The following is an 11,295-nucleotide window of genomic DNA, read 5'->3' on the forward strand; positions in this document are numbered from 1 at the left end:
CGATGCTGCTGCGCACCGTTCTGCGGATCTCGGCCGGCACCCGGATCCTGCCGTTCCTGCTCGGCTTCGTGCTGGTCGCGCTCGGCGACGAGCTGACCGCCTTTGTCACCCCGGCCTACGGGCTCGCCGCCGCCGGACACGCCGGCCTCGCGCTGCCGTTCGCCTGCGCGGCGTGCGCGGCCGGCGGCGCCTGGGAGGGCGGACGGCTTCAGCGGGGCGGTGCGTTCGGCCGCTCGCCGGTCCGCTCCGCGACGGCCATCACCACCCCGGTGCTGCTGCCGGTCGCCGTGATGGGCGCGCTCGGCATGGCCGTCGCCCTCGGCACCGCCGCACTGGCCGGCGGCACCGTGCACGGCCTCCCGCAGCCCGGTCCGTTCGCCGTCTGGGCCGGACTGCTGCTCGCCGCCACCCTGGTCGGCTCGCTCGTCGGCCGGGTGCTGGCGCCGGTGGTCGCCGTGCCGCTGGCGCTGGTCAGCAGCTTCGTGCTGACCTCCTACCCCGCCGCGTTCGACAGCTACTGGCTGCGGCACCTGGTCGGCGGCGGGCTGTCCGACTGCTGCGCCGTGGACCAGGTGCTGGACGGTCGGGCGGTGACCGGCTCACTGGCCTTCTCCGGCGCGGTCTGCGCGGCCGCCGTGCTGCTGATCCGCCGACGCGGCACCCCGCTCGCCCTGGCCGTCGCACTGGTGGTCACCGCGGGCGGCATCGCGGTCGGCGGCTGGACCGTCCGCGACCTCGGCCCCGAGCCGGTACGCGCCCGGCCCGCCGGCGCCCTGGTCTGCGACGGCGGCCGGCCCCGCGTCTGCCTCTGGCCGGAGCTCGGCAGTGCCCGCTCGGCGGTGGTCCGCGCCGAGGTCCGGCGGGTCGCCGAGACCCTGGCCGGACGGGGCGTCACCGTCCCGGAGTCCTTCACCATGGGCGCCCGCCCCGGACCGGGCGAGGCGGGGCTCGGCGTCCCGGCCGACGCCCGGGCGCAGGACGTCCTCCCCGCCGTGGTCGGCGCTCTGCTCCCGCGCGCCCCGGACTGCGCCCGCCGCGGCGAGCCCTACCCGGCCGCGGTCGCCGCCGGCACGGCCACCGCCTGGCTCACCGCCCGGGCGGGCCCGGACGGCGGCACCCCGCCACCGGCCGGCGTCGGCGGCCGGTTCACCGAGGCCGACGCCGCCCGCGCCGTCCAGTTGCTCCGGCTGCCCGACGAGGCCCAGCTCGCCTGGTACCGCGCCACCGCGGCGGCACTGGCCGACTGCGGCACCCCGCCCCCGCCGGTCCCGTACGCCGGGACGGCCACCGCGGGCGGGGGTGGGCGGTGATCTGGTGGTGCAAGGCGCGCGCCGTCCCGGTGCTCGCGGCCGTGCTCGCCGCGACCTTCGCCGTCGGCCTGCCGTTCGGCGACGGCGAGCTGCCGGTGCCCGCCCTGCGCGGGCAGACCGGGCACTTCCTGCTCGCGCACGTCATCGCCCTGCTCCCGGCGGTGTTCCTGCTGTACGGGCTGGGCCGGGGTGACCTGCGGACCGAGACGGTCGCCGCGCGGTTCCTGCGCGGGCTGGACGTCGGGCTCGCGCTCGCCCTCGCGGCCACCGGGACGATCTGCGGCGGCCTCGCGTACGCGGCCGGGCAGGGCGCGCTCGCCGTGGTCCTGGCCCGCAACATCGCCGGCTACCTCGGCCTCGCGCTGCTGTTCCACCCCCTGGTCGGCCACCGTCCGGCCGCCGCCGCGCTGGCCGCCGTCCCGCTGCTCTGCTCGGCGGCGGGCTGGTATCCGGACAGCCGCCCCCGGCCCTGGGCCTGGCCGCTGCACCCGGCCGGCTCCGCGCCCGCGCTCGCCGCGGTCGCCCTGCTGCTGCTCGCCGGTACGGCCGTCGCCCTGCTCCACAAGCGCCCGCCCAGTACGCCGGACCTCCTGGCCGGCTGAGTGCTCTGCCCGGCCGGGCGGGCGGCTCAGCGGCGGCGGGGCCGGCCCGAGCGGGCGCCGCCCTGGGGGCCACGGGGCCCGCGGGGCGGGCGGGGCGCGCGCGGGTTGCCGCCGTCGGTGGCCGCCGCGGCGTCGGCCGTGTCGGGCCAGTGGGCGGGGCGCTTCAGCGTGGCCGGGAGACGGGTGGCCGCGTCGCCGCGGGCGGCGTTGAGCTGCGCCTGGGTGAGGAACAGCGCCTCGGTGAGATCGGCGCCCGCCAGATTGGCGTCCCGCAGGTCCGCGCCGACCAGGTCGGCGAGCCGCAGGTCCGCCCCCGCCAGGTCCGCCGCGACCAGCAGCGCGCCCCGCAGATTGGCCCCGCGCAGGTCCGCACCGCGCAGCCGGGCGCCGAACAGGTCCGCGCCCCGGTGCTCGCGCCGACGCGGAACGCCGGCCCGGACCAGCTCGCTGGCCCTGAGCAGCAGCTCGGCCACCTCCTGCCGGTGCGCGGGCACGTCGACCGCGAGGATCTCCTCCGGCGTGCCGGCGGCCAGCCGCTCGGTCTGCTCCAGCGCCCGGCGCAGCTCGTCGTGCACCGGCCGGGCCGGTTCGAAGGTGAGCGCCTCGGTGAGGTACCAGAGCAGCTCGTGCAGCTGCCGCACCACCGGGAACACCTCGAACATGGTCCCCGCGCTCTCCGGCGCCTCGCGCCAGCTGCGCCCGCCGAAGACGACCTGGGAGACCTGCTGGCCGGCCCCGAAGCAGTCGTACACGGTGCAGCCGGGGAAGCCGCTGTCCCGCAGCCGCTCGTGGATGCCGCAGGTGAAGTCGGTCCGCAGATTGCGGCAGGCGGTGCCGGCGGCCTTGTTCACGGCGAAGTCGGACCCGGCGGCGAACGGCAGCGCGACGCAGCACAGCCCGAAGCAGCTCCCGCAGTCGGAGACGAGGTTGAGGCTCGGGATGCTCACGGTGCTGTTGTTCCTCCGGTACGACGGTGCGACGGCGGTGCGACGGCGGTGCGGCTGTGCACCGGTGCAGCTGTAGAGCGTACCGACCGCCGCCGCGTGGCCGTCGGTTAGTGTGGTCGGCCGAGCACGAGCAGCACCGCAGCACCAGAGCACCGAGCACCGAGCACCGAGCACCGAGCACCAGCGGAGGAACCAAGGCATGTCCCGGCACGACGTGGCGCCGCACCCGGCCACCGGGAGCACCCGGGACACCGAGCGGCCCGCCCCCGGACGGCCCCCCGCCCTGCGCCTCCCGCACCGCGCCCGCACCGTCGGATTCACCCTGCTCTGCTTCGCGGTCTGCCTGGCGATCGGTCTCCAGCAGTGGACCACTCTCCAGCTCGGCGGCTTCGACCTCGGCATCTTCGACCAGGGCGTGCGCGGCTACGCGCACTTCGGTCTGCCGGTGTCCACGCTGAAGAGCTTCCACCACGAGTTCCCGCCCGGCTTCTCGCTCCTCGGCGACCACTTCTCGCCGGTGATCGCGCTGATGGCACCGCTCTACTGGCTCTGGGACGACCCGCGCTCGCTGCTCCTCGGCCAGGCGCTCTGCTTCGCCGCCGGCGTGCCGCTGATCCGCCGGATCACCGACCGCTGCTTCGCCGACGCCGACCCCCGCACCGCCCGCCGCGCCACCGACCTGGCCGCCCTCGCCTACGGACTGGGCTGGCCCCTGCTGGTGGCCTCGCGCGGCGGGTTCCACGAGGTGGCGTTCGCCGTGCCGCTGACGCTGCTGATGCTGGAGCGCGGGATGGCCCGGCAGTACTGGGCGTCCGCACTGGCCGGCCTGCTGCTCTGCTGCACCAAGGAGGACATGGGTCTGGCCGTCGGCGCCTACGGCCTGGTGCTGCTGCTGCGGGCGCGCCGGGAAACGGACGCCGACCGGCGCCGACCGGCCGTCCGCTGGGGGCTGGGCCTGCTGCTCGGCGGCCCGCTCGCTTCGGCGGTGGCGATCGCCGAGCTGATCCCGGCGATGGGCGGGGTGCCCGGCTACTACTGGAACTACCAGGCGCTCGGCGAGGACGGCGGCTCGGCGGTCGCCCATGTGCTGGCCGACCCGACCCGCCTCGTCTCGACGCTCTTCGACGCCCCGCTGAAGCCGCTGCTGCTGCTGTGGATCTTCGGCACGCTGTTCCTCCTCCCGCTGCGCTCGGCGACCGTGCTCCTGGCCGTCCCGCTGCTCGCCGAGCGGGTGCTCTCCAGCAACCCCAACCACTGGTCGATCGCCCGGCACTACGACGCGTTCCTCTGGCCGATCCTGCTGGTCGCCGCGGTGGAGGTGCTGGGCCGCTGCCACGACCGGGCGCTCACCCGACGGCTCGGTGCGGCCGCCGCCGCGCTGACCGTCGCGGCCGCGCTGCCGCTCGGGGTGGCGAACCTGTTCGTGCCGGCCTACTGGCAGCCGAAGGCGAGCGAGGCGGCGCTGCTGCGCGGCGCGGCGCTGGTCCCGGACGGCGCCTCCGTCGAGGCCGACAACCAGGCGGCGCCGCGGCTGACCGCCCGCGCGGACGTGGTGCTGGTCGACGAGAAGCCGCGCGGACGCGAGTACGTGCTGATCCGGGCGGACAAGCGGTCCTTCCCGTTCCGGACCGACCACGAGCAGGCGGCCAGGATCGAGCTGCTGCTGGCGCACGGTTACCGGACGGTCTGGTCGGAGGACGGCGTGTACCTGCTGCACCGGGAGGGCACCGAGTCCGTCCCGGGCGAGCAGGTGCCCGGTCCGGACGCCACCCCGTACCAGGACGAGGTGCCGTCGGACGTGGGCCACAACCTCTTCCGGGGCTGACGGCGGCCGGTAGACCGCGACACCCGCCGCCGCCCGGCGGCCCGTACGCCGCTCAGCCCTCGTAGGGCAGCAGCTCCGCGCGCTTGGGCGGGCGGCCGTCGCCGGAGGAGCGGCCGGTCAGACGGCGGCCGATCCACGGCCCGAGGTGGGTGCGGGCCCAGCGGGCGTCGGCGGCCAGCTTCTCGCCGCGGGTCGGCGGGGCGGCGACCGGCAGCGGGGCGCGCCAGTCGAAGCCGGCGGGGCGCCCGAGCGCTTCCAGAACGGCCTCGGCGACCCGGCGGTGACCCTCGGACGAGAGGTGCAGCCGGTCCTCCGCCCAGAGCCGGCGGTCGTCGAAGCAGGGTGCGGAGAACAGGTCGACCACGGCGATGCCCGGATCCTGGGCGAGCTCGTGCACGAAGGCCTTCATCCGCAGGATCGCCGGGAGCAGCCGGGCGGAGCCGGCCATCCGCCGGGTCGGGTCGGTGCTGGTGAACATGACCACAGTGGCACCGGTGGCGCGCAGCCGGGCGGCGGAGGCGCCGAGGAGTTCCTCGACCTGGGCGACGTCGCAGCGCGGGCGCAGCACATCGTTGAGCCCGCCGGCCAGGGTGACCAACTCGGCGCCCATGGCGGCGGCCCGGTCGAGCTGCTCGTCGTGGATCTGGCCGATGAGCTTGCCGCGGACGGCGAGGTTGGCGTACCGGAAGCCGCCGGCCGGGTGGTCGGCGGCGAGCCGGGCGGCGACGCGGTCGGCCCAGCCCCGGAAGTGGCCGTCGGGCAGCAGGTCGTCGCACATGCCCTCGGTGAAGGAGTCCCCGACGGCGACGTAACTGCGGAAGGCGGTGGGCGTGTTCTGGGTGTTCTCCATGGCCCGACGATCGTACGCGCGCGGCCGGCGCCGGGATCGGGCGGGATCGGGCGGGGCCGGGCGGGATCGGGCGGGGCCGGCGGCGGGCCGCGGCGCCGATCCACCGTTCGTCCGCGCCGGTCAGACCCCCGCCGGCTCGGCCACCGTTTCCCCCGCCGGCTCCCCCAGCGGCTCCTCCACCCCGCCGGTGATCCAGTGCGTTCGCACGGCATCGGTCGGCCGCTGATCCCCCAGCGCGTCGAGCCCCCAGACACCGAGCGCCGCCACGACCGGCCGCAGCGCGGCGCCGCGTTCGGTCAGCTCGTAGACGGTGGCGTTGGCCGGCCGTTCAAGGCGCCGCCGCTCGATGACGCCCTCGCCCTCCAACTGCTTGAGCCGCGCGGCGAGGATGTCGGTGGAGACGCCGGGCAGGTCGGCGTGCAGGTCGGTGTAGCGGCGCGGACCGGCCAGGAGTTCACGGACGATCAGGAGGCTCCAGCGCTCCCCCACCGCGTCCAGGGCGCGGGCGACGGCGCAGTACTGGTCGTAGCTTCGGCGTGACATGTGGATCAGCATAGCCAAGAGGTTGGACTTTCCAAGTGCCTACTTGGTAGAACAAAGCGAGCAGGGTCGACGCGGGGTGACGGTCGGGAGGCCGCAGATGGAGTTTCGGCAGTCCAGCAAGCTGAATGACGTGTGCTACGAGATCCGCGGCCCGGTGGTCGACCAGGCCAACGCGCTGGAGGAGGCCGGGCACAGCGTGCTCCGGCTGAACACCGGCAACCCGGCCACGTTCGGCTTCGAGGCGCCCGAGGAGATCCTCCAGGACATCATCCGCAACCTCCCCCGCGCACACGGCTACAGCGACTCGCGCGGCATCCTGCCGGCCCGCCGTGCGGTCGTGCAGTACTACCAGCAGCGCGGCGTCGACGGCGTGACCGTCAACGACGTCTACCTCGGCAACGGCGTCTCCGAGCTGATCCAGATGGCCGTCACCGCGCTGGTGGACGACGGCGACGAGGTGCTCGTCCCGATGCCCGACTACCCGCTGTGGACGGCGGTGGTCCGGCTGGCCGGCGGCAAGGCGGTGCACTACCTCTGCGACGAGGGGGCGGACTGGTTCCCCGACCTCGACGACATCGCCGCGAAGATCACCGCCCGCACCAAGGCGATCGTGGTCATCAACCCCAACAACCCCACCGGCGCCGTCTACCCGAAGGAACTGCTGGAGGGCATCCTCGACCTCGCCCGCCGCCACCAGCTGATGGTGCTGGCCGACGAGATCTACGACAAGATCCTCTACGACGACGTCGACCACCACTGCCTGGCCGCCCTGGCCGACGACGTGCTCACGCTCACCTTCAACGGCCTCTCCAAGTCCTACCGGGTGGCGGGCTTCCGCAGCGGCTGGCTGGTCGTCTCCGGCCCCAAGCAGCACGCGAGCGACTACCTGGAGGGCCTCACCATGCTCTCCGGCATGCGGCTGTGCCCCAACGTGCCCTCCCAGTACGCCGTCCAGGCCGCGCTCGGCGGCCACCAGTCGATCAACGACCTGGTCCTGCCCGGCGGCCGCCTCGCCGAACAGCGCGACGTCGCCTTCCGCGCCCTCAACGAGATCCCCGGTGTCAGCTGCGTCAAGCCGCGTGGCGCCCTCTACGCCTTCGCCAGGCTCGACCCGGCCGTCCACCGCATCGTCGACGACGAGCGCTTCGTCCTGGACCTCCTGCTCCGCGAGAAGATCCACGTGGTCCAGGGCACCGGCTTCAACTGGCCCCGCCCCGACCACTTCCGCTTCGTCACCCTCCCCCGCGCCGACGACCTGGAGACCGCCATCAACCGCATCGGCCGCTTCCTCGCCACCTACCGCCAGGTCTGACCCCGCGCGTCTCCCCCGCGGATTCCAGGGAACGGGACGTCCGCGAACCGTGATCCGGTTCCGACACGCAGCCCCCGCAGGCGGTGCCTGCGGGGGCTGCGCGGGCTGCGAGGGCTGCTGCCGTGCGGGCGGTTACCAGCCCCAGCCGCCGCCCTGGCCGTCGTCGTCGCGGTTGCCGTCCCAGCCCTCGCCGACCTCGCGGAGGATGGTGTAGTGGTCCACCCGGGTGCCGTCCTCCGCCAGGGCGGTGACGGTCATCTCGGACTTCCGGCCCAGGTGGGCGGGCTTCACGTCGACCTTGATGAAGGAGTAACCGGTGTAGCGGACCCGCGACCACTCGACCTTCTCGGTGACCTTGCCGCCGCCCTTGGCGAAGTAGTAGGTGTCCACCGAGTCGAGGCGGTTCTCGTGGCCCTCGTAGGTGTCCGGGGCGTCGAACCGGTAGAGGCTGCGGCCGGCCGCGCCCGCCGTCACGTACACCACGCCGTCCTTGGCCGGCTCGACGGAGGCGCCGCTCGGCACCGTCTTGGAGACCTTGTTGCCGAGGATCGCGTCGGTGCGCTCGTACACGTGGTTGTGACCGTTGATCACCAGGTCGACCCGGTACTTCTCGAACAGCGGCACCCAGGCCTCGCGCACCCCGCCCTCGGAGGCGTGCTGGTGGGTGGTGGAGAAGGCGCAGTGGTGGAAGAAGACCACGACGAAGTCGATCGTCTCGTCGTTGCGCAGGTCCTTCAGGGTGCGCTCCAGCCAGCGGGTCTGCTTGCCCGCCGAGATGCCCAGGTTGGCCGGGATCTCGTAGGAGACGTCGTTGGCGTCCAGCGAGATGACGCCGACGTTCTTGTAGCGGAAGGAGTAGACGCCGGGGACGCTGCGCTTGTCCGGGCCGTTGTCCGGCAGGTAGAAGCGGGCGTTCTCGCCACCGTAGCCGTTCGGCGAGTACCAGGCCTCCATGTCGTGGTTGCCGTAGGCGACCATCCACGGCACCTTCGAGGCGACCGTCTCGGTCTGCACCAGGAAGGCGTCCCAGGTGGTGGCGTTGAACACCGACTTGTCGGAGTCCTGGCCGGAGCCCGCCGGGTCGGCGTAGCAGATGTCGCCGGCGTGCAGGTGGAAGGCCGGGTTCTGGGCCAGGATGATGTGGTCGTTGCCCTTGGCGTGGTCGCTGACGCCCTGGTCGCCGAAGGCGGTGAAGGTGAACGGCTCGTACACCTTGCCCCAGCGGTGCTCGCGCGAGGGCGCGGTGCGGAAGGTGCCGAGGGTGGAGATGGCCTGCTGCGAGGCCGGGTCGAAGCCCTGGTGGCCGACACCGTAGTAGTAGGTGGTGTCGGGGTGCAGGTCCTCCAGCGCCACGTGCAGGTAGTACTGGTCCACCGGCTGACCGGTGGGGGTGAGCGCCGGGGTGTGCAGGGTGCGCACCTCCGCCTCGATCTTGTGGCTGAGGTCCCACGGGTTCTTGCCGTAGCGCAGGAACGGCCGCTTCACCGGGGCCGGCACCTGCCAGGAGACCCTGAACTGGGTGTCCGGCTCGGGACCGAAGGCGAGGTGACGTCCGATCGGGGCGACCAGCGAACCGTCGACGCTCGCGGTGGCGCCGCCGGCCAGCAGCTGAGGCGTCGCCGGGGCGGCCGAGGCGGTGCCGCTGCCCAACGCACCGCCCACCGCCAGCGCGCCCACCGAGACGGCGCCGACGCGCAGCATCCGGCGGCGGGAGAAGCGGGCCCGCAGGTACTCGTGCTGCTCGGCCATGCTCATGCGTTCGGCGAGCTCGACCGGCACGCCCATGTTCGGAGTTTCCATGGACCGGACTCTTCCAGCCACGCGTTGACCCGACACGGACACGCGGTGAACGCGCCCGGGCGCGCCGGTCAGTCGAACACCAATGTTCGACCATGCCTCGGCAAAGCCGTACGCAGGCGAAACGCGTCCCACGGGCCCGGGCACTGGCGCTCCGGGCGGGGCTGGCAGGATCGTCCACCATGGCCCGGATCCTGATCTACCGTCGAAACCTCCGCTTCCCGCACGCCTCGGTCGTCGACGGCACCCGCGCGCTGGGCGAGCTGGGCGAGCGGCACGGCTTCACCGTCGACGCCACCGAGGACCCGGCCGTCTTCCGGCCCGCCGCGCTGCGCCGCTACGCCGCCGTGGTCTTCCTCTCCACCGGCGGCCCGGTGCTCGACGAGGCCGGGCAGGACGCCCTGCGCGCCCACCTGACCGCCGGTCACGGCTGGCTGGGCGTGCACGCGGCGTCGAGCACCGCGTACGAGTGGCCGTGGTTCGAGGGACTGGTCGGTGCCCGGTTCGACCGGCACCCGGCGATCCAGACCGCGCCGGTCCGGGTCGCCGACGCCGATCACCCGGCCACCGCCCACCTGCCCGCCCGCTGGGAGTGGACCGACGAGTGGTACGACTTCCGCTCCGACCCGCGCGATCGCGGCGTCCGCGTCCTGCTCACCGTGGACGAGGCCGACTACACGGGCGCGTCGATGGGCCTGGCCGACTGTCACCCGCTCGCCTGGTCCGGGGAGCACGACGGCGTGCCGACCTTCTACACCGCCCTCGGCCACGCGCCCGAGGCCTACGCGGACCGGGCCTTCCGCGGGCACCTGCTGGGCGGCCTGCGGCACGTGCTCGGCTGAGCGGGCCCCGGGCCGTCGTCACGACCGCACAGGACCGCCCGGAGCAGGGAGCCTGCTCCGGGCGGTCCGTCGGATCAGCCGGTTACCAGCAGTCCTCGTCCTTCTCCTTCTCGTTGGTCAGGCAGATGGGGACGCAGTCGTCGCAGTTCACCTCGATCGGACCGGTGACCGGGTCGCGCGGCAGCTGGTAGCCGTCGGGCGCCTCGGTCTCCCGCAGGTAGTACTGCCCGGCCGGCAGGTGGTCGAACTCGCACCTTCCGTCGGCGTCGGTGGTGCAGCCGCTCACCAGGGTGTCCGGGTTGGCACCCCCGGTCTGCAGGCCGGGGACGCCGTTGCTCTCCCGCCACAGCTCGAACACCGCGCCGGCCAGCGGCTCGCCCGACCACTTGTCCTTCTTGGTCAGGTGGATCGAGCCCTTGCCCGGCGGCTTCGGCGACGGGCAGTCGGCGGCCGTGACCTGGACGCCCGCCATGGCGTTGGCCGCGGTCAGCACCAGCGGGCCGAACACCGCGTCGGCCGGCAGGTCGTACCCGGGAGGTGCGGCGATCTCCCGCCAGTAGTAGATGCCGAGGTCCACCGTGCGGCGGCAGAGACCGTCCGCACCGGTGGTGCAGGTGCTACCCACCTGGGTGTCCGGGTTCGGGCCGGTGGTCTGGAGACCGGGGATGCCGTTGGTCTCCTCCCACAGCTCGAAGACACCACCGGCGAGCGGCGCACCGGTCTCGGCGTCCTTCTTCAGCACCCGCACCTCACCCGTGACCACCGACTGCGGGACGTCGGGCGCGGTGACCTGGACGCCGGACGCGGCGTTCGCCGCGGTCAGCACCAGCGGGCCGAACACCGGCTGAGCCGGCAGCACGTACCCGGGGGGTGCGGCGATCTCACGCCAGTAGTACGTGCCGAGCGGCACCGTGCGGCGGCAGATGCCGTCCGCGCCGGTGGTGCAGGTGGTACCCACCTGAGTGTCGGGGTTCGGGCCGGTGGTCTGAAGACCGGGAACCCCATTGGTCTCCTCCCACAGCTCGAACACACCACCGGCGAGCGGGTTGCCGGTCACGGAGTCGGTCTTCTGGACCCGGACCTCACCGGTCGCCGGGGCCTGCGCCACGTCCGGAGCCGTCACCTGCACGCCCTGGGCGGCGTTCGCCGCGGTCAGCACCAACGGACCGAATACCGGGTCGGCCGGCAGGTCGTACCCGGGAGGTGCGGCCGTCTCCTGCCAGTAGTACGTGCCGAGCGGCACCGTGCGGCGGCAGATGCCGTCCGC

Annotated in this window: 9 protein-coding genes and 1 pseudogene; 5 read left to right on the forward strand and 5 right to left on the reverse strand. The window is 74.0% G+C overall.

The features are described 5' to 3' along the window. Positions 1-2: 2 nt before the first annotated feature. Both ACFVVU_RS04620 and ACFVVU_RS04625 read left to right on the forward strand, forming a co-directional pair. Positions 3-1,310 (forward strand): hypothetical protein, encoded by a 1,308-nt coding sequence (locus ACFVVU_RS04620; protein WP_387788378.1) that lies wholly within the window; start codon positions 3-5, stop codon positions 1,308-1,310. Continuing rightward, positions 1,307-1,912 carry a hypothetical protein gene (locus ACFVVU_RS04625; protein ID WP_387788379.1) on the forward strand — a complete coding sequence of 202 codons (606 nt, stop codon included), beginning with the start codon at positions 1,307-1,309 and terminating at the stop codon, positions 1,910-1,912. Before ACFVVU_RS04620 ends, ACFVVU_RS04625 begins: the two co-directional genes overlap by 4 nt. Before the next feature lie 26 nt (positions 1,913-1,938). Here the strand turns inward: ACFVVU_RS04625 and ACFVVU_RS04630 are convergent, their stop codons facing one another. Continuing rightward, complete coding sequence (locus ACFVVU_RS04630) at positions 1,939-2,859, reverse strand: pentapeptide repeat-containing protein (RefSeq protein WP_387788380.1); 921 nt, start codon at positions 2,857-2,859, stop codon at positions 1,939-1,941. A gap of 199 nt (positions 2,860-3,058) precedes the next feature. On the opposite strand from ACFVVU_RS04630, the gene ACFVVU_RS04635 reads away from it, so the two are divergent. After that, positions 3,059-4,684, forward strand: coding sequence for a DUF2079 domain-containing protein (locus tag ACFVVU_RS04635; RefSeq protein ID WP_387788381.1), 1,626 nt, complete (start codon positions 3,059-3,061; stop codon positions 4,682-4,684). Between the two features lie 52 nt (positions 4,685-4,736). Here ACFVVU_RS04635 and ACFVVU_RS04640 read toward each other — a convergent pair whose 3' ends face one another. Together ACFVVU_RS04640 and ACFVVU_RS04645 are read right to left on the reverse strand one after the other, a co-directional pair. After that, a complete protein-coding gene (locus ACFVVU_RS04640; protein WP_387788382.1) occupies positions 4,737-5,534 on the reverse strand; it encodes an SGNH/GDSL hydrolase family protein in 798 nt (265 codons plus the stop codon). 135 nt (positions 5,535-5,669) lie between these two features. Further along, a pseudogene (locus ACFVVU_RS04645) lies at positions 5,670-6,077 on the reverse strand (winged helix-turn-helix transcriptional regulator); the annotation flags it as partial. Positions 6,078-6,174: 97 nt separating this feature from the next. Between ACFVVU_RS04645 and ACFVVU_RS04650 the strand changes: the two are divergent. Beyond that, positions 6,175-7,389: a pyridoxal phosphate-dependent aminotransferase gene (locus ACFVVU_RS04650; protein ID WP_387788383.1), complete on the forward strand. Its 1,215-nt coding sequence runs from the start codon at positions 6,175-6,177 to the stop codon at positions 7,387-7,389. A 132-nt stretch (positions 7,390-7,521) separates the two neighbouring features. Here the strand turns inward: ACFVVU_RS04650 and ACFVVU_RS04655 are convergent, their stop codons facing one another. Further along, positions 7,522-9,189: a fibronectin type III domain-containing protein gene (locus ACFVVU_RS04655; protein WP_387788384.1), complete on the reverse strand. Its 1,668-nt coding sequence runs from the start codon at positions 9,187-9,189 to the stop codon at positions 7,522-7,524. A gap of 179 nt (positions 9,190-9,368) precedes the next feature. Between ACFVVU_RS04655 and ACFVVU_RS04660 the strand changes: the two genes are divergently transcribed. Beyond that, positions 9,369-10,028, forward strand: coding sequence for a ThuA domain-containing protein (locus ACFVVU_RS04660; protein ID WP_387788385.1), 660 nt, complete (start codon positions 9,369-9,371; stop codon positions 10,026-10,028). Between the two features lie 82 nt (positions 10,029-10,110). On the opposite strand, the gene ACFVVU_RS04665 is transcribed toward ACFVVU_RS04660, so the two are convergent. Continuing rightward, on the reverse strand, positions 10,111-11,295 hold a 1,185-nt coding region (locus ACFVVU_RS04665; RefSeq protein ID WP_387788386.1), incomplete at its 5' end, for a SpaA isopeptide-forming pilin-related protein.

The organism is Kitasatospora sp. NPDC057965, from assembly GCF_042887135.1.
GTDB lineage: Bacteria > Actinomycetota > Actinomycetes > Streptomycetales > Streptomycetaceae > Kitasatospora.